Below are 26,109 nucleotides of genomic sequence, written 5' to 3'. Positions count from 1 at the left end.
CTACGGAATCAATCCAGTGGACGCTCCCACCAGCAGGCTGCGCCCAGTGATGTATCGCGCGTCCTCGGACGCCAGCCACACAACGATCTTGGAGATATCTTCCGGCGGAATGACGCCGCTCGCCAGCCCGCTTCCGCCCCACTCCTGCTCCGCCTGCTCGTGCGTGATCCCCAGCAGCTTGTAGCTTTCATTGAGCATGGGCGTATTCACCGCGGCGGGGCAGATGGCGTTCACGGTGATGCCATGTGGCGCCAGTTCCACGGCCAGCGTCCGCGTCAACCCCACTACCGCGTGCTTCGAGCAGTTATACGGCGCCAGCGTGGCGATCCCCACCAGCCCGCAGTGCGACGACATGTTGATGATCCGGCCGCCGCGCTGCTTGATTAGGTGCGGCACCGCATATTTGGAGCACAGCCACGGCCCCTTGGCGTTCACGTTCATCATCCGGTCCCACTGCTCTTCGGTGACGTCCTGCACCGGCACGCCGATCAGCGCCACGCCGGCGTTGTTCACCAGAATGTCCAGCCGCCCGAACTCCCGGACCGCTGTCTCCATCAGATTGCTGGCGTCCGCAGCCTTGGTGACGTCGGCAACAACGGCGATCGCCTTGCCACCCTGGGCCCTTACCATTTCCACAGTTTCATCCAGCTCGCTTTTCTTCGCGAGCGAATACGGGACAGCGGACATGTCGTGACAAATGTCGCTGGCGACGACCGACGCACCCTCGGTCGCCAGCGCTAGGCAATCCGTCCGGCCCATGCCGCGGGCCGCTCCAGTGACCACAGCCACTTTCCCTGTGAATTTCACGGGTTGGCCTTTCCCGCAACCTTGCGCTCAATCTGGTAGCCGCAGTGCGATTGCCCCTTGGTGAGCCAGCTATCCTGCACGATCGTGCAGCCCATCTTCCCGTAGAACTTCTGCCCGATGTTGTGGCAGTAGATGGTGCACAGCGCAGTCGGCCCTTTGTCCTTGAATTGCTCCGGCGTTGTGGCGTGAATCGGGCAGTGGTTGATGGATTCGTGCCCCTTGTTCACGCCGTCCATCTTCCATTCCGGCGTGGACCCGCGCGTCTTGCCTTCATAGGCCACCACACGGTGCACCACGTCCAGCGCGCGTGTCATCTCCTGCAGGTTGTTGAACTCCCCACCCCATAACGCCTTCATCGCCGTCACTTCCAGGTCGGAAAAACTGTCGGCCAGTTGATCGAGAATCTTGTGCGTCGCCGCTTCCCCTACGGTCTTCAGCGAAGCCTCGTACCAGGCCCAATACGCCCCGCCGAAGAAGTCCTGGCACATCCGCAGCAGCTCTTCCGAGCTGTATTCCTTGGCATCCTTGAACATGGCTTCCTCCTCCTAACTCTTCCTCACCGCGAAGACCACTGCGTTGGCACCCTAACGGCCGCCGTGAAAATGCGGAAGAACAGTCTCCCCGAACATCCGGATGCAATTCCGCGTGGCTTCCCAGGACGGCCCCAGCGGCATCCGAAAGCGCATCACCACATAGTCCACGCGATACTGGTCGCGGTACATCTCCAGCGCCTCGATGCAGTCCTTCGGGCTGCCGATCACCAGCGACTGTCGCAGCTTCTGCATGGTCACGTCGCTGCGCGACTGGATGTTCGGGTCGTGATGCGCGAGGATCCCTAGGTCGTAGTAGTACAGCATTTCGGCGACAAACGCTTCGCCGTAGATCTTTTCTGCCTCTGCCCGGCTGTCGGCCACAAACCCATCGCGCATCAGGATGACCTTCGGGTTTTCCACGCCGTTGGCCCGCGCCTCTTCCCGGAACGCATCCGTCTGCCGGTTCCAAGTCTCCATGTTCAGCGGGAAAGGATCTCCGCACCATCCGCTGGCGAAGGTGCCGCAACGTTTGATCGCCGGCGCCGCCTGCCCGCCGCCCCACAGCGTCGGATGCGGATCCTGCTGGTAGGGCTTGGGCGTCAGATAGACGTTGTCGTAGTGAAAATGCTTGCCGTGGAAGCTGAAGGGTTCGTGCGACGTCCAGGCCTTCTTGAGCACCTCGACGCATTCCAGAAAGCGCGACAGCCGGTACTTGCCGTCCACCCCGAACATGCGCCAGGAATCCTGCAGCACGCCCATGGCCAGCACCAGGCTGAGCCTACCTCCGGAGAGCTGATCGATCAACGCGGACGATTCCGCCAGGTGCATCGGATCCCAACCGTAGGTGGGGACAAGAGCGTAAGTTCCCAGGCGCACACGCTTCGTGAGAGTCGCCAGAGTGGCAAGAAGAATGAGCGGATTGGGAAACATAGTCTCCGTCCGCATGTGACGCTCCGGAATGAAGACCCCTTCAAACCCCGCCTGCTCCGCCAGCAGCGCCTCGGCCACGAGCTGGTCCACGCAACCCTTGATGGTCTCGGCATCGGGTTCCGGCCGTCCATACTGCCCGAAGTTCGTGTCCGGCATATAGCCGATGGAAAACTTCTCCAGCCGATCTCGCATCACGCAGCTCCTCGCTTCGCGTCGAACTGCTCTCCCGGTTTTGCCGGCGAGCTCTACCGCCCGGTGATCAGGTGGTGACCTCTTCGATCTCCAGCTCTTTATGCTTGTCTTGGGGAATGGGCCACGTACCGTAAAACTTCAGCGCTTCCGCGGGAGGCTGCAATCGCGAAAACTCCCGCACGAACTCCTCGTATGGCTTGGCCTCGGCCAGCCGTTTCCGCCGCTCTTCGCTGTGGCGCTTTTCGGTGGCCTCCTTGTCCAGCGTGCCGTCCTCGCGCAACTCCACGCAATAGACATGCTCCGCCGTCCACCGCGTGACGATTCCCCGCACCACATCCCGCGCCACGGCCTCCGGCTCGCGCTCCAGCACATCCCCGTACCCGGAAGCTCCGGACCCCACCACTCCCACGAAGTCCCCTTCCTTGAACAGCGACCCGGGAATCTGGATGGGCGTGAGCTGCACCTCCATGCCTAGCTCCCGCGCCACGCGCAACAGTTCGAAGTCGTTGCGCGGAGGCGGAACCTTGGCATTCTCGTCCAGCTTCTTCCAGTCCGCCCTCACAATGCGGATCCCCGGCCGCACATTGGCAGCGTAGCCCCCGAACAGCCCCGGATTCGCCGGGAAGCGGCTGGCCAGACCGAACGTCTGTACATAAAACGCCGGCGTGTTGTGCATCCGGATGCCGTAGGTCAAGCTCGAACCCCCGCGGAATTTCCCCGGCCCGGAATTATCGGGCGCAAAATTGCAGTACTCCCCCATGTAGGGATAGAGCAGCTCTTCATGCTCCACATCCACCGCGTTGCCACGCCCCACCCACCAGAACGAACCGCAATCCACGCCGTCCTTGTCCGGACGGGCGCCGATTCCCGCAGTGTTGCCGGGCCGGAGAGAAACGCCCGCCACTTCCTTGCCGAACTGGTTGATCCCTCCGAAGAAAAATGCGCGCACGCTGGCCCCGGGCGGCACCGCGATATTCGCTGAAATCTCCGGCTGATTCGCAGCGTACATGGCCTTGTTCAGACAAAGCATGAAAGTGTTTCCGGTGATCGGTGCCATGGCCGTGCAGCTAGAGATGGCCGCTTGCGAATTGGCGTTAAGGAAGGAGTCCTTCGGACAGGTGACGTCGAAGGGCACCAGCGTCCCCGAGCTGCCGGGCAGATCCGAGAAGTAATACTGGAAGAGCATGCACGTCAGGTGCGCGTAAATGATGTGCTCGAAGGCGTTGTACGGGCCGGGCAATTCCGGCGACGCTCCGGAGAAATCCGCCACCATCGAATCATCTTTCTTGATCAGGGTGCACGGCACACGGATCAGAGCTTCCGCCGGGCCATAAGTATCCAGAAAAGTCACGCAGCGATACTTCCCGTCGGGCAGGCTCTTCACCCGCTGCCGCGCGGCCACCGCGCTGTCCTCGATCACCTTGCGGCACAGCCCGATCACGAACTCCTTGCCCCGCTCCTCGGCGATCTCCAGCAGCCGCGTGCGCAGCCGCAGGCATGACGACAGCTTCACCGCCGTGTCGATGGCAATCATCTCCGGATAGCGCACCATGTTCTCGAAAAACTCGATCATGTCCCGCCGCAGCCGAAACTTTTCCCCGATGCGCACCGGAGGCACCTTCAATCCCTCGGCGTAGCGGTCGCGCGCGTCGGCCGGCTGCCCCCCGGGTTCGGTCGCTCCGGTTTCTGGCTCGTGCCCGGCGGAAGAGACCCAGGCGATGAGTTCTCCTTCATAAAACACGGGCAAAAAGACGATCTGGTCGGGATTATGCAGCCCGCCATACACCGCCTCATTGCAGAAGAACACGTCGCCGTCGTGGATCCCCACCGTGGGCTCATCGCGATAATGCTTCAGCACGAACTTCATCGGCACGGCCGCGGTGATAGCGTGCAGAAACGTGCCCATTTCCGCCAGCGCCAGGTCGCCCTCCGCCGTGTGAAAACTCAGGCATACATCCCCGGACTGCAGCGGCCCGGAGATTCCCAGCCGGATCAGGATCTCCTTCCCTTCCTCGCAGGCGCTCGCCAGCCTCTGTGTGAAGATGCTGTAGTCCTCGTGCGAAACAAGCTGGATGGCCCGCGCCTGCCGCACCGTGATCGGTTCCGGCTTATACCGCCGGTTCAGCAGAAAACTGATGTCCAGGGCCATGGCTAACGCCCCCTCTTCCCGGTCGTTTTGGCTGACTTGCTCTTCCCGGCGGCGCGTTTCGCAGATCCTACGGACGCCAATGGCTTCCCGCCGGCGAGCGGTGTCATCTCGCAGACTTCGTCCTTCAGGATTTGCATCTCCCAGCCGGGCGGTACGACGTAAGTCGTGTCGCGGGCCTCGCCGATTGCCGGGCCGGTGAGAACGTCGCCTTCCGACAATCCTCCCACCGCAAATACCGGAGTTTTCACTCGTTGCAGTGTGGCATCCCAGATCGCCTCGCGGTGCCCGACCGGCGGAGGCTGCTGCCTGCGCCGCTTCGCCGGCGTCGCGTCGCGCGCAACGGCAGCACGCCCCGGCGTCGGGATGCTTCCGTGCAGCACGAAGGTTTCGATGCGCACCAGCGCTTCCGGAAGGTCGATCCCCAGGCTGAGCCCCAACAGGTGCTCGCGGAACTCCTGGTAGAGCTCGCGCGCGCTCTCCTGGTCCCGCAGCCGCAACTCCTTGCAGTGGATCCTCTGCGTGACCGGCGAAGAGCCGTAGCGCAACTCCAGTTCCAGCGACATCTTCATCCCGGAGAGATCCAGTCCTTCGGCCTGCATGTCGCGCCGCAGGTCGCTCTCCAGTTCCTCCACCGTCCGGTTAAACGCTTCCAGATCGCTCAAGTATGCCCGGGACATTGGATCGTAGAGCGGCATCGGTCGGGCCCGCTCGTACACGTGCGTCACGTCCAGCGTCGAAGCCCCATATGCGCAGAACACCGAGGACTCCGAAAACAGCAGGATCCTCCGGATACCCAGCGCTTCCGCGTACCCGCAGCAGTGCGTTGGTCCCGCTCCACCGTAGGCAAACAGCGCGAATTCCCGCGGGTCGAACCCCTTCAGCACCACTTCCTTGAAAATCTCCATGCCCATCTTCCCGTCCACCACACGCTTGATCGAGTACGCCGCTTGCTCCACGGAAATGCCGGCGGGCTTGGCGATGTGCCGACGAATGGCTTCCGTGGAGCGCTCCGGCTCCAGTTTCATGCGACCGCCGAGAAAATTGTCCGGAGGGACGTAGCCCAGCACCACGTCGGCATCGGTCACCGTAGGACGCGTGCCGCCCATGCCGTAGCAGGCTGGACCGGGCATCGAACCGGCGCTCTGCGGACCGACCTCCAGGCGGTTGCCGAATGCCGTATTGAGCCAGGCGATGGAACCCCCGCCCGCACCGATGGACTTCACCTCGAGGAGCGGCAGATCCACCGCCCAGCGGTCAATCACCGGGCGCACGGAATAAAAGCGCGGCTGGCCGCGAACGATCAGGCCGAGATCGAAGCTCGTGCCGCCCATATCCGTGCAGACGGCACTTTCAATGCCTAGCGAGCGGCAGCGGTAGGCGCCGCCCATGACGCCCGCCACAGGACCCGATTGGTAGGTATCCACCACGCGGGTGCGCGAGAGCTTGGCCACGCCGCCCGTGTTCTGCACCATCTGCAACGGTTTTTTGTAACCGCCATCCCGCAGGCGATCGCCAATGCCAAGCAGTTGGTTGGTGAGCTCGGTATGCAGGAAGCCAGTCAGAAGAGAGGTCGTGGCCCGGGTGTATTCGCGCCACTTGGGGACAATATCGCTCGAGAGCAGCACCGGAATGTTTCCGAGGTAAACGTCAGGGTACTCCTCGCGGATGATCTCGCGTACCTTGCGTTCGTGATCGGGATTGGCCGAGCTCCAGAGAAGAACAACCACAATGCCCTGCACGCCGCGGTCGACCAGATATTGCAGTGCTTCCAGCACGTCGTTCTCATCCAATGGACGGATGATCTTGCCGAACGAGTCCACGCGCTCGCGAAGCCCCACCACCATATCGCGTTCGACCAATCCTTCCGGCATGCGCGCTTGCGCGACTTTCCGCTGCTCCGCGATGGGCAGGCCATCGCCCCAGGCGCGGCCATTGCCGATAAAGAGCATATCTTCATGTCCGCGCGTGGTGATCAGCCCGAGCCGCGGGCCACTGCGTTGCAGAAGTGCGTTGAGGGCCACGGTCGTGGAATAGCGCAGGATATCGGTGGCAGTGAGCATCGAGCCAACCCCGATGCCCAGAAGCTTGCAGGCATCCAGAAGTGCGTTGAGGAAGCCGCGCGAGAGGTCATCGGGGGTCGTCGCGGCTTTACCCCAGGAAACACGTCCGCCGCAGGTGACATAACAGTCTGTGAAGGTTCCGCCGACGTCGATACTGATTGTGGCGCCGGAGTCTGTCTTCCGCATGCTCATCGCTTGCTCCGGGCCTGCTCCGCCGCTTTCAGCACGTCAATATCGATTTCAATGTCGTACGTGATGGGATGGCCGGGCGGCAGGTATTCGACTTCGATCAGCGTCGCGCATCCGGGGCAGAACATCTCCACCAGCCGGCACCACTGCGGGTCCGGCGTGTAGCGCACTTCACCCAACCCGGAAGAGTGCACTTCCCCGGGATCGCGCTGGCGAAAGACCAGCCCCAGCTTGTAGTTCTCCCGGGCGCTGCCCAGGTCGCGCTGGCAACGCCGGCACATCCAGCGCTCTTTCTCCAGGTCGATCGCCAGGTATTCGGTGATGACTCTCTGGCTCATGGTTGGGCCTCAATCCCGCTGCACGCGTATCGCGCCGTACGCATCTTTCTCCGCGCTCCATCCCGCCGGCACCACGCACGTCGTTTCTCCGGTCTCGATGGTCAGTGGCCCTTGCCGCTTCTTCCCCGCCTCCATGGCCCTCAGCGAAACGACCGGCGTCATCTTTCGTCCGTCGGCCCACGCGATATCCCGCTGCCCGGAGCCCGTGTGTCCTCCGCCGGACCCCTGTACCGGCGCGATCGCCTCCTCCCGCTCGGAGCGCGGCAGTGTGACCGTCAGCCTCACAATGGCGTCTTGCAGCCCGCCGAGTTCAGGCCCGCCCCCGCTCCCATTCAGGGGAATGATCTTGCCCTGCATGGTTTCCACCACCGCGCGCACCGTGGCCTGTTCCGGATTGAATCCTTCGCCGCGAATGTCCCGCTGCGCGCGGAGCCTCAGCCCGCGGACCGTCTCCTCCAGCACCTGCGTAAAGCTGCGCCCGGAATGTGCCCGCACCCGGCTCTCATACAGGTGCTCGACGTTCATCGTGGAAGAGCCCGCCGCGCTGAACACCGGGCTTTCCGGGAACATGTAGAACGTGCGGATGCCCAGCGCCGAGGCGATATCCATGGCATGCAGCGGCCCCGCACCTCCGTAAGCGAACAGCACCGCCTCCGCAAGCGGATACTTCCGGCTCTTGGCTTCCTCGCGGATTTCTTCCGCCAGCGTTCCCGCCAGCACCTGCCGCACGCGCAGCGCCGCTTCGTCCACGCTCACGCCCAGCGGACCTGCCAGCGCACTCTGTAGCGCCTGCCGCGCGCGCTCGGGATTGACCCGCCGCCGGCCCCCCAGAAAATTCCCCGCGTCAATCAGCCCCAGCGCGAGATCCGCATCGGTGACCGTGGGCCGCTCGTTCCCTAGGTCATAACACGCCGGCCCCGGAACCGCACCCGCGCTGTCCGGCCCCACGAGCAGCTTGCCGTTCTCGATGCGCGCCAGCGACCCGCCGCCCCCGCCCAGCCCCAGCACATCGATCATCGGCAGGTTCACCGGAATCCCTTCGATCTGGACGTCGAAGGAAAGCCGGACCGTGCCGCTCTCGATGAACGCCACGTCCGTGCTCGTTCCGCCCATGTCCATGGTCACCACGTGCGGAAACGCATAGCGTTGGGCGATGCGCGACGCCCCGAAAACGCCCGCAGTCGGCCCCGAGTTGTAGGTATTCAGCGCTTTGGTCTTGGCCACCCGCGCCAGCCCGCCGCTCGAGTGCACCACCAGCAGCGGATGCCGGTACCCGCGGCTGCGCACCGCGTCGTCGCACTTGTAGAGATACACCACCAGCTGCCGGTGCAGGTAGCCGGAGATTACCGCGCTGTTCAGCCGCTCCGCATCGCCCGAGCGCGAACTCACTTCGTGCGACAGCAGCAGAAACGGCGTCCCCAGGTAATGGCTCGGAAACCACTTGCGAAAAAGTTCGTGCGCGCGCCGTTCGTTGGCCGGATTCAGCGCGGCGTTGCGGAAGGCGATCACCAGCAGCCGCGCTCCGTTGTCCAGAAGCTCCTCGGCCGCGCTGCGGAAGCTGTCCGCATCCAGCTCCGTGCGCAGCGTTCCGGAACCGTCCACCGTCTCGCGCACCCCGCGCACTAGCGTCTTCTCCACCAGCGGCCAGATCGGCGAGCCGCCCTGCCCTTCGAAGTACAGCCCCTCTTCCGCCCCCGCCGTGACCAGCAGCCCGATGCGCGCCCCCTTGCGCTGGATGATGGCATTGGTCGCTGCCGTGGTCGAATAGCGGATCAGGTCGGTGGCCTGCAGCAGATCCTGTATGTCCTTGCCCATCAGCCCCGCGCCCGATTCGATGCAGTCCACAAAACACTGCACGGGATTGTGGGGCGTCGTGTCCACTTTCGTGGTTACCACCGTGCCCTCGAAGCGAAAAACTCCGTCCGTGAATGTTCCGCCCGTGTCCACATCAATGGTGTTCATGCTCGCTCCGCAAGGCCCGCTTGTTTGGCTTCCATCCTTCACCTGCTGTTGTGCAGCACTTTCTCGCGCAAATCCTTGAGCTGCTCTAGCGGCGTATCCGCGGGCACATCCCCCGCCGTCGTCACCGGCGTCTTTCCTTCCGTGGGGCCAGTGCCCTGCACCGCACGGCAGGCATCTCCGCCGGATTCCAGAAAAAACGTGCAGTGCGCCGCGGTCGCCGCCGCTTTTTCTGTCCCCGGTAGATGAAACACCATCTGTGTGCCGTCGTAGAACTCCGCCAGCTTATTTGCGCTTCGGTACAGAGCCGAGAGCTCCGGTGGAATCTCCGGCATGCGCTTCTCCATCACCGCTATGCCGTGCGCCTCCGCATCGAAGGCCGCCCGCACCGAGCTCAGAAACACGTCGCCGGCGTAGTCCGCATCCACTGCGTCACCGCCATTCTCCCGCTTGGCCAACTCGGAAAGCAGCAGCCTCGGACCCGCGAAGGTAGCGAAGACCGAGATGCTCGGCGGCATCTGCCGGCGCAGCGCGCGCACTGCCTCCAGTACCACCGCCATCTTCCCGGAGCGCGGCACGTCGTCCGCCGCGCGCAGCCGTAGCGGCCCAGAGGCAGATTCAATGCATGCCTCCACCAGCACCGGCGGGTGAAACAGGCACAGCACTCCGTCGTGGCCGACCACCTTCTGCGTGTCTAGAAGCGCCCGCGCGAGTCCCGCGCTGGAACCCAGCAGCGGTTCCAACTCCCGTCCGCTGACGCGGACTGCGTACGAGGTCAGGATGGGCACGAATTGTGGCAGCGCGCACGCCATCGTCCACAGATCCCGCTCAGGCTCCTTCCGAATGAACCACCAGCGCGACTGCGTCCGCCTGCCCCAACGCTCCGCAGATCGAGGCCACGCCACGCCCGCCGCCGCGCGCGCGCAACTCCAGCGCCAGCTGCAGCACCAGCCGCGCGCCGCTAGCGCCCGTGGGATGTCCCATGGCCACCGCCCCGCCGTTCGGATTTATGCGCTCCAGGATGGCCTGCTCGATTTTCTTGTCGCCCTGCGCCAGATGCCGCGCCGTGACCAACGGTACCGCGGCAAACGCCTCGTTCACTTCCAGCGCATCCAGGCCCTCAGGTTGCCAGCCGAGCTGCGCCGTCACTTTGCAGATGGCGGGACCGGGTGCCACGGCGATCTCCCGCGGCGCACAGGCGATGCTCGCGAGTCCCACAATCGTGGCCAGAGGTTTCAGGCCCTGCTGCAACGCCGCATCGCGCGTGCTCAGCAGCAGCGCGGTCGCTCCCGTATCCAGCCCCGGCGCGTTCCCAGCGGTTATCGTGGGGCTGTCGTAGACCGTCTTTAGTTCGGCCAACGATGCCGCCGTCGTTTCCCGTCGCGCCAATTCATCGTGATCGAGACTCGCCTTGAACTCCGGAAACGAGACCGGCTCGACGTGGTCGGCATAGAAGCCCCGGGCTTTGGCTTCGAAATACTTGCGATGCGAGCCGGCCGCCCACTCGTCCTGCATCTCGCGACTCACGCCCCATTCCAGCGCGACTTCACCCGTATCCACGGCCACGGGCTTGCTCCCGATATCCGCGCCGAGCCGATACAACGGATCCTTGAAGGTGATAGGCCCGCTCTTATGGCCGAAGCGCAGACCGGGAGGCGCCAGGAACGCCGCGCGACCCATGTTCTCCGCCCCCGCCGCAATCACCCACTGCGCCTCCAGGGAACGCAGGCTGCGCGTGGCCAGATGCACCGCGGTCATCGACGAGCAGCAACCGCGATCGATCGTCAGCGAGAGCGTGGTATCCGGCAAGCCTGCGCGCAGCATCGCCTGCCGGCCGGACGTGGGGCCCTCGAGCGCCACCTCCGCTGGCAGCGTCACCCCGTAGTACACCTCGTTCACCGAAGACCCCGGCAGTGCCGTGCGCGCCAGCAGCCGCCGGATCGCATGGCTGCCCAGCGTCACGCTGGGGACGCTTCGCAAGGCCCCGCCCAGCTTGGAGAACGGCGTGCGCACGCCAGCAACCAGCACTATGTCCTTCGCGTTTGGCGATGGAAGGGATGACATCCTGTAGCCCCTGTCTGCAAAGCCTGCTTCAACGCAATATACTTCTTTGGTCTACCGCGCACATTTATCTGCTAAACCGCATGTCCATTCACGAAAGTCCAAACAGAATCAAGCAGCCGACTCTCCGGAAAGGTTCGCAGCATCCCGGCACCTCAGCGGCCGACCGCCAGATTCCCGCCGTCCAGAATGAAAATCTCCCCGTTCGCGAAAGAAGCCTGATCGCTGGCCAGATACAGCGCTAGCCAGGCGACATCCGCGGGCTGACCCATGCGCCCCACGGGAATCCCGGCAATCATCTGCCGGCGAACTTCCTCGCTCGGGATGTGGCTCCGCGACAGCGGCGTATCGCAATGGCCCGGCGCGATGCAGTTCACGGTGATACCATGCCCCGCCAGTTCGATGGACATTGCGCGTGTCAGCTGCCGCACCCCACCCTTGCTCACCGCATAGACCGAGGCCTGGGGGAATGGCGATTCGCCCGCAGTCGAACCGATGTGCACGATCCGTCCGCACGTCCCGGCTTCCACCATGGCCCGCGCCACTGCCTGCGAGAGAAAGTACATCCCGCGGATATTCGTGCGCATGACCCGGTCATACTCGTCCTCGGAAACTTCAAGGAACGGCTTGACCACCGCGATCCCCGCGCAATTCACCAGGATGTCGATTCGCCCGTACTCTTCGACCGCCCGGGACACGGCCGCTCGCGCCGCTGCCGTGTCCGCGAGGTCCGTCTGCAGCGGCAGCCGCTGGCGGGCACTGCCATCCAGGCGCCGTTCCGTTTCCGCGAGGCCTTCCTCGCGGAGATCGAGAAGCGCCAGATCCGCGCCGGCGCGGGCGAACAGCACGGCCACGCCCTGCCCGATGCCCGATCCAGCGCCGGTGATCATCGCAACTTTCCCGTCCAGCCGAATCATCGCTTCACGATCTCCAGACTCGCGGATGGGGCCTGCCGCCAGGCCCCATCCGCCGCAGGACTCTAGGCCAGCACCTGCTTGACGGCCGCGTAAATCTTCTCTGCACTGGGAATGACGAAGTTTTCCATCGTCGGCGCGAAAGGGATCGGCACATCGTGGCTGGCCACGCGCCGGATCGCCGCGCGCAACGAGGAAAACGCCTCTTCTGCGACGATGGCGGCGATTTCACTGCCCGCGCTGCCGGTTTTATGCGCTTCGTCCACCATCACCAGCCGCCCGGTCTTGTGGACCGAACCCAGAATCGTCTCGCGGTCCAGCGGAGCCAGACACCGCACATCAATCACTTCCGCGGAGACGCCCTCGCCTTCGAGCTTCTTCGCCGCTTCCAGCGCCAGGTCCACCATCCACCCGATTGCTATGATGCTCACATCCTTCCCTTCCCGCACCACGGCCGCCTTCCCGAGCGGCACCAGATACTCGCCTTCTGGAACCGGCCCCTTCTTCCCTCCCAGCCGCATATGTTCGAAGACCAGCACCGGGTTGTTGTCGCGAATCGCCGATTTCAACATCCCTTTCACGTCGTACGGCGTCGTCGGAACCGCGATCTTCAGTCCCGGCACGTTCAAAAACGACGAGTACAATGTCTCCGAGTGCTGCGCCGCGCCCGAACCGATCACCCCGTAGAGCGAGCGAATCGTCAGCGGCAACTTGGCCTGCCCGCCGGACATATAGCGGATCTTGGAGGCCTCGTTGCACACCTGATCCATGGCCACCCAGAAGAACGACGCAATCTGGATTTCCACCACTGGCCGGAACCCCGTCAGCGCCGCTCCTACTCCCGCGCCCACAAACCCCGCCTCGCTGATCGGCGTATTGCGCACGCGAGCTGCTCCGAACTTCTCCACCAGCCCGGACGTCGAGCCGAAAGCCGAAAGCTGCACGTCTTCACCCATCACGAAAACGGTGGCATCCCGCTCCATTTCTTCGCGAAGGGCCTCATTGACCGCTTGTATGTAAGTAATCTCTCGCATGATTTTCTCCTTGGCTCCCTCCGGGGCTTATGCCTCCGCGAACAGATCTTCCAGTGCGTTCTCGCCCGTCGGCATCGGGCTCTTCTGCGCAAACTCCACCGCGGCGTTCACCTTGTCCGTGGTGATCTTTTCCAGCGCCGCTATCTGCTCCGCCGTGAGCACCTTCTCCTTCTCCAGCTTGGTCTTGTACCGCGCGATCGGGCAGAGCTTCTTCCAGCGCTCGATCTCCTCCGTCTCGCGGTACTTGCGGGTACCCAGCAGCGCCTCTTCGCCGTGAAAGTGGCCGTGCCACCGGTAGGTCATGCACTCCAGAAGCGTGGGCCCTTCCCCGCGCCGCGCGCGCGCCACGGCTTCCGACGCCGCCTGATAGACGACCTCCACGTCGTTGCCGTCCACCGTCACGCCGGAAATGTCGTAGGCTGCCGCGCGCTGCGAGATCTTCGCCACCGCCGTCGCTTCCTTCAGCGGCGTGAATTCCCCGTACTGGTTGTTCTCGCACACATATACCACCGGCAGCTTCCAGACCGCGGCGAGGTTCAGCGCTTCATGGAACGTTCCCTCGTTGCTCGCGCCGTCGCCGAAAAAGCACATCGCCACACGGTCCTTCCCCTCCAGCTTCGCCGACAATGCACCGCCCGTGACGATGGGGATCCCGCCGCCCACGATGCCGTTGGCCCCCAGCACGCCCTTCGATTTGTCGAAGACGTGCATCGACCCGCCCTTCCCGCGGTTGAACCCGTCCAGCCGCCCAAACAGCTCGGCCATCATCCGGTTCAGGTCCACTCCCTTGGCGATGATGTGCCCGTGCCCGCGGTGCGTCGTCCCGATGTAGTCCGTATCTCGCAGCGCCGCACAGGAGCCCACCGAGGTTCCTTCCTGCCCGATCGAGAGATGGATGAATCCGGGAATCTGCCCCTTGTAAAAAAGCTTGCCGATCGTGTCTTCGAACGCGCGGATCGTCATCATCCGTTCGAGAAGCAACTTACGGAAATTTGCGTCCATGGCTCTCCTCCGGTCCTCTGCAGTTTTCTTCAGCTGGCCGTCAGGCCGCCGTCAATCAGAAGCGCCGCGCCGTGTACCACGCGGGACTCATCCGACGCCAGAAAGACGGCCATATCGGCGATGTCCTCCGGCTGCTGCATTCCTCCGAACTGATTCTGGATGAAACTTTTCACCTCGATGCCCTTCTTCCGGAACTCCGCGTCCAGATATTCGAGCATCGCCGTATTCACCCCGCCCGGTGCAATCGCATTCACCTTCACGCCCGCCGCTCCGCATTCCAGCGCCAGCGCCTTCGTGAACTGGTGCACGGCCCCCTTCGAAGCGCAATATACCGTCTGAAACGGGGCCCCGATGTAGCCCGCGGAAGAGCCCATATTGATGATGTTGCCCTTCCCGGCCTTCTTGAAGTAGGGCAGGGCGTGTTTGCAGCACAGGAATACCCCGCGGACGTTCACGGCCATCACCCGGTCCCATTCCGCCACGGTAATCTCTTCGATGGATTTCAGCAGCTCCACGCCCGCGTTGTTCACCAGAACGTCGAGCCGGCCCATCATGCCCACGGCCCGCCCGATCATGGCTTGCACGCTGGCCTCGTCGGTCACGTCGCACTGATCGGCATAGGCTTTGCCGCCCTCGGCCTGAATCAGCGCCGCCGTGGCTTCCGCTCGTTCCTTGAAGTAATCGGGAACCCACACCACGGCGCCGTGCGACGCGAATTTCCGTGCTATGGCCCGCCCGATGCCCTGCCCGCCTCCGGTAACGATTGCTGTCTTTCCTTCGAGTCGCTTCATCTCCGCTCTCCCGGGAAACTCCATCCTCTGGAATTCCGCAACAATCTATTCGTCCTATCCGATGATCGCCATCGCGCCGCCCACCGGCACAACCGTACCCGCGGGCGTCAGTATCTTCTGCAGCCGACCGCTGGCCGGCGCAGGGATCTCTACGGTAATCTTCTCCGTCTCGATCTCCACCACCACTTCGTCCGCCTGCACCGCGTCTCCCTCGTTCTTCAGCCAGCGGACAATCGTGCCTTCCGCCATCGTTAGTCCAAACTTGGGCATCGTAAGTTCAACGGCCATCCGGTCTCCTCGTTCCTAAAGTCCCGCGCAGGGACCTCTTATTTCGGCGCGGCCGGGGCAAAAGCCAGAAATACATTCCCCGCCATGCCCAAACCGTACGCAGCATAACCCGCGGTCTGATACACAAATCCATTAGCCAGCGTCACACCCGCGGCATCCACCGACCCGCCACGCCCCACAATCCCATTCAAGCCCGTGAAATCCTGCACCACGTCGAAATCCCACAAGACGCCTCCGGAACCCGCATCATAAGCACGCAAGTGCCCGTCGAGCGACCCTACGAAGACCACGCCGGGCATCACCGTGACCGGTGCGGCCATGGCGATCGAACAGCCCCTCGGGCGATCCTTGCACGTCTCCGGCGGGTTCGGCGTCCGCCACAGCAGTTTCCCTGTGCCAAGGTCCACGGCGTTGAGCGCCCCGTCGGCCTCATAGCTGCCAACATCCTGATCCGAAATGGCGACGTAGGCGCGCTCCCCGTCCGCTGCAAATCCCCACAGGATACCGCCCACCGAGCCGCCCTTGCCCAGCCGCCGCTCCCACAGCAGTTCACCGCGCCGCTGCGGATCGAGCGCGTAGAGCACTCCGGATTTTTGCCCGGCGAGAACCATGTCGCGCCCGCCGGGCCTGTGCACCAGCACGGGCGAAGATCCGAAATCAAAATCGGGTCCTTCGTTCTCCGGACAATTAGCGCTTTTCTTACCGAGACACGCGGCGTTCCACACGTCGCTCGGACGCAGGGCGCGGTGCCAACGGATCGCGCCCGTGCGCAGATCGAGAGCCAGAATCGCATCCGCGGTCTGGCTGTCCGGATTCGAATAGTTGTTGCCCGTCACGGCGTAGAGCACGCCGCGCTTTTCATCCACCGTCGGTGCCGACCAGATCGCCGCGCCGGAGGGCCCTCGCCACTCCACGCCGCACGCGTTCACTCCCTGCTTCGCCGCCGGCTTGGCAATGCTGTACGTCTTCCAGACCTGTTTCCCCGTGGCCAGCTCCAGCGCGACGATGCTTCCCCGGAACGTGCAACAGACATACGCCGGATCCGCTGCCACGCCCTCTTCCAGCGAAGAGACCGGCACGTATAGCAGTCCGCCGTGCGCCGTCGGCGCGCCCGTAATCCGTGCGTTCACGTGCTCTTCCACCTTTTGCTTCCAGCGCAAGGCGCCCGTCCGGCCATCCACGGCGTAAACGTTCGCCTCGAAATCCCCGAAGAACACCAGGCTGCCTTCGATTCGCACCGCGGTGCGCACCCCTGTGCCGGCCTTGTAGGTCCAGCGCGCGCAACCTGTCCGCGGATCCAGCGCGTAAATGGTGCCGTCCTGTGCCGCCAGGAACAACCAATCGCCCGTCACGGTCACTTGATTGGCCAGCGTCGACGCGTTCGGAATGACTAGCGCCCAGCGCAGCTCCAGCCGCTTCACCTCCTCTGCCGTCAGACCCGCCACCTTTGCGTTCTGGAACCGCGTATTCTCCTCATCCGGCGACCAGCCTTTCCACGCAGCCCCTGGCCCGCTTCCCGGAAACTCCGGCACGGCACCCGCGCACGCCGGGACCGGCGGCGCAGCAACCGTCTTCTCCGCACCCGCCAGGAATTCCGCGATTGCCCGGCGCTCTTCCTCCGTCAATCCGGCAGCCTGCTCCTTCATCACTCCGGTGCTGATCGACTGATAAATGGCTTCGGCGCCCAGCTTGGCCAGCGCCTCCCGATGCGTCGCCCGGCCCGCCGGACCGTGGCAAATTAGGCAGCGGCCTTCGAACAGTCCTCCGCCGTCCGCCTTTGCCGCGCCGGAGGCCATTCCCGGATGCTCCTGCCCAAAAATACCGGCAGCTCCGAGAAGCAGCACCGCAATTCCGGCCCATGTGCCGGCACGAAAACGGTCAGCGCGATGGAGGAACATAGACTCCTTCCTTCTGCAGTTTCCGTATGTTCTCGCGCAGAATTTCGCTTTCTTTCTCGTACAGCGCCGCCGCATCCGGCATCTTGCCGCCCATGCGCGTGTTCATCGGGTAGATGGGTTTGTCGTAGATCAGCCGGAACTGCTCTGTCCGCAGGTCCTTCACGAAGTTCCCGATGCCCAGATTGTTCTGCCGGTATTCGCGCAGCGCTTCCACGTTGATCGTCGCGCACACGAAGGAATCATCGGTCGTTTCGTGCCGCCCGATCACCATTCCCTTGTAGTCCACGATGAGATTCACGCCGCCGCAAATATCGAACGGCGCATCGAAATGCGGAAATTTGTACGGTCCCGAGTTCGGCGAGATCACGTAGCAGGTATTTTCAAACGCCCGCGTTCGCGTCACCGCCTCATATACCCCGTTCCCCACAAACGGCTCGTGATACGTGGAGAGATACAGGATCTCCGCGCCGTTCATCGCCAGCCCCCGCGCGATCTCCGGATACCCGCGCTCCATGCAGACGCAGCACCCGATCTTTCCGATCGCCGTGTCCACTACCGGATAGAACGAGTTCAAGTCGTCGCCGTACGCCTTCACCCAGGCGTCCCACACGTCGTGCGGCACTGACGTCCACTGCGCCTCGATCCGCTCCAGCTGCAGCTTCGCCCGCCGGTAGATCATCTTCCCTTCGGGGCTGACGATGAACAGACAGTTGAACAGCCGGTCTTCCGGTATCCCCGGTATCTTCACAAACAGCAGCTCGCCGATGATGTACGCGTTCAGCGCCTTGGCCTTGGCCGCGAAAAACTCCGTCTCCGGCCCGGAAATCTCCGTGATCGGCGGTTTGTCCACCGGGAAGCCCTGTATCGCGGATTCCGGCAGGCAGATCAGCCGCACCGGCAATTCCTGTGACGCCAGCGTGTAGGCCATGTCGATGCAGTTCGACAAATGCTTCAGGTTCTGTTGTACATCGCAGAACTGGCGTACCTGCAGTCCGATGGCGTTATATTGCGGAATCATGCTGGCTCCTCCCCGGCGATCACACAGCCGTCCGCGCCGGCCTAGGCGCGGTTTTCCTTTGCACAGAGCACGTCCATGATCAACTGCGTATCGTTGTACTCCACGAACTCCACGATCTTCCCGTTGCGCACCCGCCAGAGATGGCAGTAATGGTTGTCGTAGTTCTTCCTGTGCTTCGTCACCCCGTGCCCGTCCGCACGCGTCACCACCCACTCTCCGGCCGCCAGAAAAAAAGTCGCCCGGATCGTGATCAGCACACTCAGGTACCCGGCCACTTTCGTCACCAGCTCCGTAAAGTCCTGCAACCCCTTCGTTTTCCCCGAGACCGGCGTGTACCCCGGCATTTCGAAATGCAGATCATCGGAAAAGCTGCCGAGGAATACGACAGCGTCTCCACGATTCAGCGCGTCGATCGACATTTGCACCACGCGCCGGCTCTCCTCGGTCTGCGCTTTCCAGGCTTCATACTCTGCGGCGGATGAAACACTCATGGCAATTCTCTCCTGACTGCTGTTCGTGTACGCCGCGCAGCGCGCGCACCCGCGCTGCCCCGGTTCAACGCGTGCATGAACGCAGCACATGCCGCCGCGCCAGCACGCTTCCTAGCTTCTTCTGATCCGTAAATTGATCCTCGGCCTGGAAGGCGTCCCTGGCCACGATCGGCAGTGACGCGCACGCAATTAACTGCGCCACGCTGTGATAATACGCAAATCCCACTCCGTCGAACGTCTTCTGATCAAAGCCCAGCGACGCCGCAATCGCCGGATCCAGATCCACGATCTGGTTCTGCAGATATCCGGGCATCAGTCCGGTCTTGTATATTTTTCGCCCGAAATCCCCGTGTACGCTCAGCCACGAGGCATGAAAATCCGCCCGCGTCTGTCCCGCCCGGTGCATGTGACATTCCACCAGCGCCATCTCCGCCGGCGGCTCCAGCTCCACGATCACCTTCTCCGCGACATACGCGGTGAATGAGCGCTGCGCATCCATAAACAGTTTCTGGTCCCGCTTCGCCGCAATGTAGTTTTCATCCCCCGCCGCCACTTCCCGCAAGGCATCCAGGCTGTCCCAGTAGAACACTTCGAAACCGTCAAACGGTTCTGCCGCTCCCACCTTGGGGCGGGACATCGGGTTCGTGCCCGCGGTGTGGTACTGCACGTAGGCGCGCAGCACGGGAATCTCCAGCAGCAGCTGCGCATAACGCTCGATGAAATGCGCCTGGAACTCCTCCCGGGAGAGAGACGGCAAGCGGTGCAAGCAGGAAACAACTTTAATCATCTTGCTTTGTCCTTTTTGAAAAACTGGAGTTTCTCTTCGCTCCCGCTCTGTTACCTCTCTACGTCCCGGATCACATGCCGCCGCGTCAGCATGTCCACCGAACGGCTGTGATCAATGAACTTCTTCTCGTCCTCGTACGATTCCTGCGACGCCAGGGGCGAGGCCACCAGCGCTTTGAATGCCGCCACACTGTGAAAATAAGCGGTCACGACTCCGTCGAAGGGTTCCTGCCCGGTGCCCAGTTCGGCCACGCGCCCCGCATCCCCGAGCAGCGTATCGTTCTGGATGTAACCCATCAGCAGGCCCATCTCGTGGGCCCGCCGCCCGATATGCTGGTGGTGCCGCCAGTGTTCGCGGAACTTTTCCCGCGTGATGTCCGCGCGCCGCTGCAGGCATTCAATCAGCACAACCGGCGTATGCGCGTGCGGTTCGACCACCACATGTTCTTCCGTGACGCAGGCTAGCGACCGCGCATGATCGATAAAGTGCTTCTCATCCTCGAGCGCGGCCTTCACGATCGGGTTGCCTTCCAGCAGCTGGCGCATGCTCTCCATGCTGTCCCACCAGGCGATGGCGATGCCGTCAAACGGTTCGACCTTGCTCACCCCGGCCTGGGCCATCGCTTCCCGGATGGGGTCATTCCCGAGGACGTGGTATTGCACGTAGCGCCGCAAGCCCGGCAACTGCCTCCCGAACCGCGCGTGCGCCTCGATCCAGTGCTCCTGAAATTCCCGCAGCGACAATGTTTTCAGTCGCCGCAAGCAATAAACAAGTTTGATCATTTTCCATCTCCCGCGTGCCGGCGCTCATCCCGGCACTTCATACTTGATGGATTCGTGGTAGTGCACCACAAACCAGCGACTGCCCCGCTTGCGCAGCACAAACGTCGCCCGCGGATGCACCACATATTCCTTCCCGTTCACCACAAATCCGATGTCGATGTCGCAGGTGGAGTACGCCGCCGTCCCGACCGGCACGATCCGCACATTGCGAATCTCCATGCTCGTGATCGGATACATCCCCAGCGCTTCCCGGTAGTACTTGCGCAGCGCGGCCATTCCATAGATCGGCGCGGGCTGCTCGGAAGCCTGATAGGAGATCGTCCGATCGTCCTGCATCCACGTGGACTCCAGCACCGCCGCGTCCGCCTCCCGCCAGCCCCGCGCAAATTCATCGAGCACCGCGGCTACCTTGGCGTGATCCGTCTTGCTCAGCTGCGCACCTGCCCGAGCTTTCTTTCCGCGCGTCTTCTTGGGATGCCTCTTCATCGCTGCTCGCTTCCTAGTCTGGCGGAAACTGGCTTTCCGGACCGTTTTTCTGCCTGCCTGCCCCGCTCCTGCCGCGGCAACCCTTCCCGCTCAGCCCATCTCCTTGCTTAAATCCAGAAACGGCGTGCGCGCCCATCCTTCTTCCAGCGGCGAGAGGTAGGCGATCGGCGCCTTGCGCGCCGCGCACAGCCAGCGCCCGTTCAGATTCACCCACTCATCCTCATACTTTCCGGAGCTGATCAGCGCCCGGGACTGGAAGATGAGATGCGCCTGCCAGTAGCAGCGTACGCTAGCCTTGTCGCCGCGCAGCTCAATCACCAGGTTCGACGTGCGGTGCTCCCGCAGACGGAAGCTCGCATACACCTGCTCGAAAAACTTGCGCAACTCCTCCCGGCCGCGAAAGACGCCGAACGCGCCCACATCGTACGCCACGTCTTCCGTGTAGAGCGCCGCGTGCCCCACGGCGTCCCCCGCGTCGGAGAGCCAGTTCATCCGCGCGATCGTTTCGCGAATCGCTTCGCGGTCTTCCTGCGCGCAAACCCGGGCTTGGAGCTCCTGAAGATCCATCGTGTCCCTCTTCTGGGTCAGCTTGCTGTTCACGGCCGGTTACCGCGGACGGACCACGATTTTCACGTTGGTATTGTCCACAGCCGCAAAGGGCTCGAACCCGCGCGGCACGATCTCATCGATGCCGATTATCGCGGAGATCAGCGGCTTGGCGTTGATCCGCCCGTCAGCCACCAACACCATACACATTTCGAATTCCCCGAAATAGCCCGCCGTGCCGATAATCTCCCGTTCGTGCAGCAACATCTCCAGAAAGCTGAATGGCTGCGCTTCCACCGACACGCCGACCACCACCGTGCGTCCATGCACCCGCGCCGCGCGCACCGCCAGGTCTACCGTCCGGCTCGACCCCACGCATTCGAAGCTGAGGTCCACCCCACCTCCCGTGGCTTCCGCGATCTTCAGCGCCACGTCGCCATCGGCCGGGTCCAGCGCCATCTCCGCGCCCAATTCCAGCGCCAGTTTCCTCTTCTGCGCAATGCGCTCCACGGTGAACACCCGGCTGGCCCCCGCCGCCCGAGCGCAGAGCAGCGTGCACAGCCCGATCGTGCCGGTCCCCACGATGGCCACCGTCTCTCCGGCCAGGATCCGCCCGCGCCGAACCGCATGCATCGCCGAAGCGAGTGGTTCGATCATCACCGCGTCTTCGCCCGTTAGCTTGTCCGGAACCTTGTGGCACACCGCCGCCGGCAGCGTGCAGGTGTCCGCAAACGCGCCGTCCCAGGCAAACCCCAGGTACGCCGCCTGCCGGCACAGAATGTATTCGCCTTTCAGGCAGTGGGAGCAGACCCCGCAGGACAGGCTGGCTTCCGCCACGATGCGGTCCCCCGCGCGCAGATGCTTTACCGCGGACCCGGCGTCAACAATGCTTCCGGTGAATTCGTGACCCATGGTCACCGGCGCACACCGCCCCGTCAGCGGATGCGGTTTTGTGGCAATAAACTGGGGGCCGTGCGTGTATTCGTGCAGGTCCGTGGCGCAGATGCCCGCAAGGTCCACGCGCACGCGTACTTCCTGCGGACCCGGATCACGGGAAGAAACCTCTTCAATGCGGATGTCTCGCCGACCATGCCACCGGGCTGCCTTCATGCAAGTCCGTCTCCTGTGGGTGCCCGGAAATTAGGGGTGAAGCGGGAGGAGGCCGGGTGTTTCTCCTCCCCCCGCTCCGGGGGCAAACTAGAAGGTGTACTTCAGACCAAACTGGATCTGCCGCGGGATGCCCACGGTCGCGGTGATCAGCCCCGCCTGCGGGTTGCACGACGTGGTCAGCGACTGCACAGCCGTCAACACACACGGCAGCGCATCCAACTGTGCCTGCGTCGGCAACGACGCGAACTGCGGCGTAGGTACATAGAGCTGGTTAGCGGGCAGCCCGAAGTTCGGGTGGTTCAGGAAGTTGAAGATCTCCGCGCGGAACTGCAGGCTCGACCGCTCGCCGATCTGGAATTTCTTCCCGAAGCTCATATCCCACTGCATGAATCCGGGGCCGACAACCGAGTTGCGGGTTGCCGTGCCAAGGTAGCCCGGGGCCTGCAGGGCATAGGCTTTCGGATCGAAATACATATTTGGATCCCCGATCACCGGATTCGGCCTCAACTGGTTTGGCCGGTCCGGGTAGGTCAGGGCGTCACCCACATTGGTGATCCCAAAGCCAGCCAGGACGGAGAAGGGCGCGCCATCACGCACTTCCGCCAACATATTGAACTGCCACCCGCCGAAGATCCCCTGCGTGATGCCGTGCGCATCCTTCAGGTACCGTTGGCCACTTCCGAACGGCAGCGAATAGACCATGTTCCCGGTAAACCGGCGGCGGAAACTGATCAGCGATTCCGAGCGGTCCACGTGCCGATTGAGCGGGTCTTCACTGTGCGACGCGTTCCCCAGCAGGATGGCGCCGCTGTTGTTGGTGTCGGATTCGGAGATCGCCTTGGCCCACGTCAGGCTGGTATTGAACCCCAACGACTTGCCGAAGGTACGGCTCAGGCTTAGCGTCCCCGCATGGTAGAACGAATGCGCGTCAAACACGACGGCATAGAGCGTAAATGCCTTGCTGAGAATTGCCGGGGCCGCCGTCCCGCACGCCCCAACCGTCGGGCCGAAGTACGGATTGCCATTGGCATCCACGCTGCATGGCAGGCTGGAATTGCCTTCGACACCGCGCATGATGTTCCACGTGGACGAGCCCGTATACGTCAGGCCTACCTTCACTCCTCCGGGCAGCTGCCGTTCCACTCCCAGGTTCCACTGCGCCGAGGTCGGTGCGCGCACCGGCTCCAGCACGCCAACCAACAACCCCGGGTAGCCCGTAGCCGCGGTGCAGTTAAAGGTCAACGTCACGCAATTCGGGAACGGGATCTCCGGAAGATATCCCGGAGCAATCGGCGCCCCGAAAAATGCGTTCAGCGTGGGGTTCGGGTCGTTGTAGCTTAGCTCGCCCGCCACCGCTTCCAGCGGGATGAAGTCGTTGAACAGACCGAAGCCCGTCCGCACCACCGTCTTCCCGTCCTTGAACGGATCCCAGGAGATCCCGATGCGTGGCTGGAACTGCTTCAGCGAGTAGTTGTGGTACGGCGCTCCCGCGACGACGTCCGCGGATGTGCGTGAACTCGTATTCCCAAGCCGCCCGTGCGTTTCCGAAAGAACCGGCGCCTGGAATTCGTGCCGCAATCCCACCGTAACCGTCACGTTGGATTTCGCTCTCCAGGTATCTTCTGCATACCAGGCGAACTGCTTGGTCCGGAACTTCCAGTGCGGGTTGGCCCCATCCACGCGGATAATCAGCACCGCTGGATTTCCGGCGAGCAGATCGTTCAGTGAGTTAAACGTCCAGCCACCGCCGATCAGATTGCCCTTATCCCAATTCCACTGGTGCGGCACGATTTCGCCACCCACCCGCACCGTGTGCTTCCCGTGCGTATAGATCAGGTCGTCGTTGATCGGGAACGTGTTATTGGCCCCCCGGAATGGCCCCCAGTTATCCAAGCCAATCGTCGAGACCGACCCGCTCGTATTTCCCGATGTGGCGGAGCCTACGGAAATCGTCCCCACCACTTCTCTTGCCGGATTCCCCGTGTACGCGTTGGGATCCAGCGGCGAGGTCGGCGTCACCACCGCTTGCGTCAGCGAGCGCACAAATCCGAAGCTCGCCGTGTTCGTCAGGTTGTTGGTGATCGTCCGCGTCCATTTCAAAATCAGGCTCTGCAGCCGGTTGTACTTGGCGAACGAATAGCTCGGCAGGAAGTACACATTCGAGCCTTCCGCGTCGGTCACCGAGTACCGGCCCATGAAGTTATCCTTGTTGCTGATGGCATGGTCAAAGCGGATCAGTCCGAAATCCTGCCGCACCGGCTGTGCATTGGCGAAAATATACTGCGCGATACCGTTCCCGAAGTCTGTCCCGTTGGCATGCGGATACATATTCAAGATGGATTGAACTCCAGGGGAAATGGCTACCGGATTGCCCAATTCATCCACAACCGGGAACGCGCAGGTGCCGCCCACCCCGCCATTCCGCGCGCAATCTGTCGGCACGTTGCCGATACCCGTGGTCGTCAGCCGTTGCCGCAGCGCTTCGTAATTCGTGAAGAAGAACGTCTTGTCCTTCTTGATCGGGCCGCCGATCGTGCCTCCGAACTGGTTGCGCTTGAAGGGCGGCTTGGGGATCTGCTGTCCGTTGATTACCTGATGATCGAAGAACGCCAGCGCATCCAGTTTGTCGTTGCGCAGGAATTCATACAGGTTGCCGTGGAAATTATTCCCACCGCTGCGCGTCGCGAAGCTGACCACCGCTCCCGCCGACCCGCCGTACGCCGCACTGTAGTTGTGGCTCAGGATCTGAAATTCCTGGATCGATTCCACGCCCGGGATGTCCCCGCCTGCCGCCGTGCCCGGCGCTCCGAATCCCGTGTTGTTGATGTTTACGCCGTCCACCAAGTACGCCATGGACTGCGACACCTGCCCGTTCGCGCTGATCTGCGAGCCCTGCGCAAACGCCACGCTCGTCGGCGTCTGGTTCGAGTTCCCCGACGTGTTGGTCAGCGATACGATCCCCGCTTCCTGCGTCACCAGCGCCGTGAAGCTCCGCTGGTTCAGCGGCAGCTCGCGCACCTGCTGCGACTGGATCACCGTGCTCACTTCCGTCTTCTCTGTCTCGATCGGCGCGATCTGCTCCGCGCTCACTTCCACGCTCTCGGTCACTCCGCCGATCTGCAGAGCCTCCGGCAGCGTGATCACCGAGCCCACGTTCACCACGGTGTCGCGAATCACGGCCTTCTTGAACCCTTTGGCCTCAATCGTAATCTCGTACCTTCCCACATTCAGCAGGGAGAAGACCGCCCGGCCATCCTGGTCGGTCGTGCCTTCGCGCGTCTGGCTGGTTTCCTGATTTTTTGCCGTCACCCTGGCGCCGGCTACCGCCGCGCCGTTAGGGTCCGTGACGTCCACGCTGATCGTGCCGGTCGTGACGGAACCCTGCCCTCGGGCAGATGGCGCTGCTCCGCATAGGATCACGAAGCACGCAAAAACCGGAAGGACCATTGCGGCGAACGATTTACTCAATCTCATTTGCATACCCCCCTCTTACGCATCAAGAATCTGCACGCTGATCGAATTGGCCCCCGCCCAGACAGGGAGCAATAGCAAAGCCCAAGTGAGTACACCTGTAGGGAAGACCGCAGAACTGAACAGCCAACTGTGTTCGGAAAGTTTCCGTGCCAAACAGGACCGTACCCCCCACTTCCAAGGACCGGCGGAACTCCCGTCTAAAAACCACTGCTCCATATTCAAACAACCGTTTGGATGGTGCTGTTTATACCCGAAAGATAAATGATGTCA

The 26,109-nt window shown here is 62.9% G+C and carries 23 protein-coding genes; all 23 read right to left on the bottom strand.

The genetic code is table 11. The features are described 5' to 3' along the window. The 23 genes from LAN61_05730 to LAN61_05620 all read right to left on the bottom strand — a co-directional run bounded on the left by LAN61_05730 (position 1) and on the right by LAN61_05620 (position 25,839). Positions 1–807 (bottom strand): SDR family oxidoreductase, encoded by an 807-nt coding sequence (locus LAN61_05730; GenBank protein ID MBZ5540006.1) that lies wholly within the window; start codon positions 805–807, stop codon positions 1–3. Next, positions 804–1,340, bottom strand: coding sequence for a hypothetical protein (locus tag LAN61_05725; GenBank protein MBZ5540005.1), 537 nt, complete (start codon positions 1,338–1,340; stop codon positions 804–806). The genes LAN61_05730 and LAN61_05725 overlap by 4 nt, the downstream gene beginning before the upstream one ends. A gap of 51 nt (positions 1,341–1,391) precedes the next feature. Further along, positions 1,392–2,462 carry an LLM class flavin-dependent oxidoreductase gene (locus LAN61_05720; GenBank protein ID MBZ5540004.1) on the bottom strand — a complete coding sequence of 357 codons (1,071 nt, stop codon included), beginning with the start codon at positions 2,460–2,462 and terminating at the stop codon, positions 1,392–1,394. A 67-nt stretch (positions 2,463–2,529) separates the two neighbouring features. After that, complete coding sequence (locus LAN61_05715) at positions 2,530–4,611, bottom strand: hydantoinase B/oxoprolinase family protein (GenBank protein MBZ5540003.1); 2,082 nt, start codon at positions 4,609–4,611, stop codon at positions 2,530–2,532. 2 nt (positions 4,612–4,613) lie between these two features. After that, entirely contained in the window at positions 4,614–6,863 is a 2,250-nt protein-coding gene (locus LAN61_05710; GenBank protein MBZ5540002.1) for a hydantoinase/oxoprolinase family protein, read from the bottom strand. Beyond that, the gene (locus tag LAN61_05705) at positions 6,860–7,198 is read right to left on the bottom strand and encodes an acetone carboxylase subunit gamma (GenBank protein ID MBZ5540001.1); all 339 of its coding nucleotides are present in this window, start codon (positions 7,196–7,198) and stop codon (positions 6,860–6,862) included. Before LAN61_05705 ends, LAN61_05710 begins: the two co-directional genes overlap by 4 nt. 9 nt (positions 7,199–7,207) lie before the next feature. Next, positions 7,208–9,160 carry a hydantoinase/oxoprolinase family protein gene (locus LAN61_05700; protein ID MBZ5540000.1) on the bottom strand — a complete coding sequence of 651 codons (1,953 nt, stop codon included), beginning with the start codon at positions 9,158–9,160 and terminating at the stop codon, positions 7,208–7,210. Between the two features lie 38 nt (positions 9,161–9,198). Further along, positions 9,199–9,969: a hypothetical protein gene (locus tag LAN61_05695; protein MBZ5539999.1), complete on the bottom strand. Its 771-nt coding sequence runs from the start codon at positions 9,967–9,969 to the stop codon at positions 9,199–9,201. 16 nt (positions 9,970–9,985) lie between these two features. Further along, positions 9,986–11,185 carry a thiolase family protein gene (locus LAN61_05690; GenBank protein MBZ5539998.1) on the bottom strand — a complete coding sequence of 400 codons (1,200 nt, stop codon included), beginning with the start codon at positions 11,183–11,185 and terminating at the stop codon, positions 9,986–9,988. 188 nt (positions 11,186–11,373) lie between these two features. After that, a complete protein-coding gene (locus LAN61_05685) occupies positions 11,374–12,135 on the bottom strand; it encodes an SDR family oxidoreductase (protein MBZ5539997.1) in 762 nt (253 codons plus the stop codon). 62 nt (positions 12,136–12,197) lie between these two features. Next, a complete protein-coding gene (locus tag LAN61_05680) occupies positions 12,198–13,166 on the bottom strand; it encodes an alpha-ketoacid dehydrogenase subunit beta (protein ID MBZ5539996.1) in 969 nt (322 codons plus the stop codon). Positions 13,167–13,193: 27 nt separating this feature from the next. Continuing rightward, positions 13,194–14,168: a thiamine pyrophosphate-dependent dehydrogenase E1 component subunit alpha gene (locus LAN61_05675; GenBank protein ID MBZ5539995.1), complete on the bottom strand. Its 975-nt coding sequence runs from the start codon at positions 14,166–14,168 to the stop codon at positions 13,194–13,196. 29 nt (positions 14,169–14,197) lie between these two features. Then, positions 14,198–14,959 carry an SDR family oxidoreductase gene (locus LAN61_05670; protein MBZ5539994.1) on the bottom strand — a complete coding sequence of 254 codons (762 nt, stop codon included), beginning with the start codon at positions 14,957–14,959 and terminating at the stop codon, positions 14,198–14,200. A 54-nt stretch (positions 14,960–15,013) separates the two neighbouring features. Continuing rightward, positions 15,014–15,247, bottom strand: a complete 234-nt coding sequence (locus LAN61_05665; protein MBZ5539993.1) for a biotin attachment protein — start codon at positions 15,245–15,247, stop codon at positions 15,014–15,016. 38 nt (positions 15,248–15,285) lie between these two features. Next, positions 15,286–17,145: a PQQ-binding-like beta-propeller repeat protein gene (locus LAN61_05660; protein ID MBZ5539992.1), complete on the bottom strand. Its 1,860-nt coding sequence runs from the start codon at positions 17,143–17,145 to the stop codon at positions 15,286–15,288. Continuing rightward, complete coding sequence (locus LAN61_05655; protein MBZ5539991.1) at positions 17,126–18,163, bottom strand: hydrolase; 1,038 nt, start codon at positions 18,161–18,163, stop codon at positions 17,126–17,128. Before LAN61_05655 ends, LAN61_05660 begins: the two co-directional genes overlap by 20 nt. 41 nt (positions 18,164–18,204) lie before the next feature. Beyond that, complete coding sequence (locus LAN61_05650) at positions 18,205–18,654, bottom strand: nuclear transport factor 2 family protein (GenBank protein ID MBZ5539990.1); 450 nt, start codon at positions 18,652–18,654, stop codon at positions 18,205–18,207. A 64-nt stretch (positions 18,655–18,718) separates the two neighbouring features. Next, on the bottom strand, positions 18,719–19,441 hold the full coding sequence (locus LAN61_05645) for an EthD domain-containing protein (protein ID MBZ5539989.1): 723 nt from the start codon (positions 19,439–19,441) through the stop codon (positions 18,719–18,721). A 50-nt stretch (positions 19,442–19,491) separates the two neighbouring features. Continuing rightward, positions 19,492–20,223, bottom strand: coding sequence for an EthD domain-containing protein (locus LAN61_05640; GenBank protein MBZ5539988.1), 732 nt, complete (start codon positions 20,221–20,223; stop codon positions 19,492–19,494). 24 nt (positions 20,224–20,247) lie between these two features. Then, a complete protein-coding gene (locus tag LAN61_05635; protein MBZ5539987.1) occupies positions 20,248–20,709 on the bottom strand; it encodes a nuclear transport factor 2 family protein in 462 nt (153 codons plus the stop codon). Positions 20,710–20,799: 90 nt separating this feature from the next. Next, positions 20,800–21,276: a nuclear transport factor 2 family protein gene (locus LAN61_05630; GenBank protein MBZ5539986.1), complete on the bottom strand. Its 477-nt coding sequence runs from the start codon at positions 21,274–21,276 to the stop codon at positions 20,800–20,802. A 39-nt stretch (positions 21,277–21,315) separates the two neighbouring features. Continuing rightward, positions 21,316–22,281, bottom strand: a complete 966-nt coding sequence (locus tag LAN61_05625) for an alcohol dehydrogenase catalytic domain-containing protein (protein ID MBZ5539985.1) — start codon at positions 22,279–22,281, stop codon at positions 21,316–21,318. Between the two features lie 171 nt (positions 22,282–22,452). Continuing rightward, entirely contained in the window at positions 22,453–25,839 is a 3,387-nt protein-coding gene (locus LAN61_05620; protein ID MBZ5539984.1) for a TonB-dependent receptor, read from the bottom strand. Positions 25,840–26,109 lie beyond the last annotated feature (270 nt).

The organism is Terriglobia bacterium (assembly GCA_020072785.1).
Taxonomy (GTDB): Bacteria; Acidobacteriota; Terriglobia; order Acidiferrales; family UBA7541; genus Acidiferrum.
Note: the sequence above shows the minus strand (reverse complement) of the source record. Positions and strands in the feature narration are given on the sequence as shown.

Bases quoted from the DNA above. Each gene is read 5' to 3' on its own strand.
- LAN61_05725 (MBZ5540005.1), bottom strand. From the start codon at position 1,340: ATGTTCAAGGATGCCAAGGAATACAGCTCGGAAGAGCTGCTGCGGATG.
- LAN61_05720 (MBZ5540004.1), bottom strand. From the start codon at position 2,462: ATGCGAGATCGGCTGGAGAAGTTTTCCATCGGCTATATGCCGGACACG.
- LAN61_05715 (MBZ5540003.1), bottom strand. From the start codon at position 4,611: ATGGCCCTGGACATCAGTTTTCTGCTGAACCGGCGGTATAAGCCGGAA.
- LAN61_05710 (MBZ5540002.1), bottom strand. From the start codon at position 6,863: ATGAGCATGCGGAAGACAGACTCCGGCGCCACAATCAGTATCGACGTC.
- LAN61_05705 (MBZ5540001.1), bottom strand. From the start codon at position 7,198: ATGAGCCAGAGAGTCATCACCGAATACCTGGCGATCGACCTGGAGAAA.
- LAN61_05700 (MBZ5540000.1), bottom strand. From the start codon at position 9,160: ATGAACACCATTGATGTGGACACGGGCGGAACATTCACGGACGGAGTT.
- LAN61_05695 (MBZ5539999.1), bottom strand. From the start codon at position 9,969: ATGGCGTGCGCGCTGCCACAATTCGTGCCCATCCTGACCTCGTACGCA.
- LAN61_05685 (MBZ5539997.1), bottom strand. From the start codon at position 12,135: ATGATTCGGCTGGACGGGAAAGTTGCGATGATCACCGGCGCTGGATCG.
- LAN61_05680 (MBZ5539996.1), bottom strand. From the start codon at position 13,166: ATGCGAGAGATTACTTACATACAAGCGGTCAATGAGGCCCTTCGCGAA.
- LAN61_05675 (MBZ5539995.1), bottom strand. From the start codon at position 14,168: ATGGACGCAAATTTCCGTAAGTTGCTTCTCGAACGGATGATGACGATC.
- LAN61_05670 (MBZ5539994.1), bottom strand. From the start codon at position 14,959: ATGAAGCGACTCGAAGGAAAGACAGCAATCGTTACCGGAGGCGGGCAG.
- LAN61_05665 (MBZ5539993.1), bottom strand. From the start codon at position 15,247: ATGGCCGTTGAACTTACGATGCCCAAGTTTGGACTAACGATGGCGGAA.
- LAN61_05660 (MBZ5539992.1), bottom strand. From the start codon at position 17,145: ATGTTCCTCCATCGCGCTGACCGTTTTCGTGCCGGCACATGGGCCGGA.
- LAN61_05655 (MBZ5539991.1), bottom strand. From the start codon at position 18,163: ATGATTCCGCAATATAACGCCATCGGACTGCAGGTACGCCAGTTCTGC.
- LAN61_05650 (MBZ5539990.1), bottom strand. From the start codon at position 18,654: ATGAGTGTTTCATCCGCCGCAGAGTATGAAGCCTGGAAAGCGCAGACC.
- LAN61_05645 (MBZ5539989.1), bottom strand. From the start codon at position 19,441: ATGATTAAAGTTGTTTCCTGCTTGCACCGCTTGCCGTCTCTCTCCCGG.
- LAN61_05640 (MBZ5539988.1), bottom strand. From the start codon at position 20,223: ATGATCAAACTTGTTTATTGCTTGCGGCGACTGAAAACATTGTCGCTG.
- LAN61_05635 (MBZ5539987.1), bottom strand. From the start codon at position 20,709: ATGAAGAGGCATCCCAAGAAGACGCGCGGAAAGAAAGCTCGGGCAGGT.
- LAN61_05630 (MBZ5539986.1), bottom strand. From the start codon at position 21,276: ATGGATCTTCAGGAGCTCCAAGCCCGGGTTTGCGCGCAGGAAGACCGC.
- LAN61_05620 (MBZ5539984.1), bottom strand. From the start codon at position 25,839: ATGAGATTGAGTAAATCGTTCGCCGCAATGGTCCTTCCGGTTTTTGCG.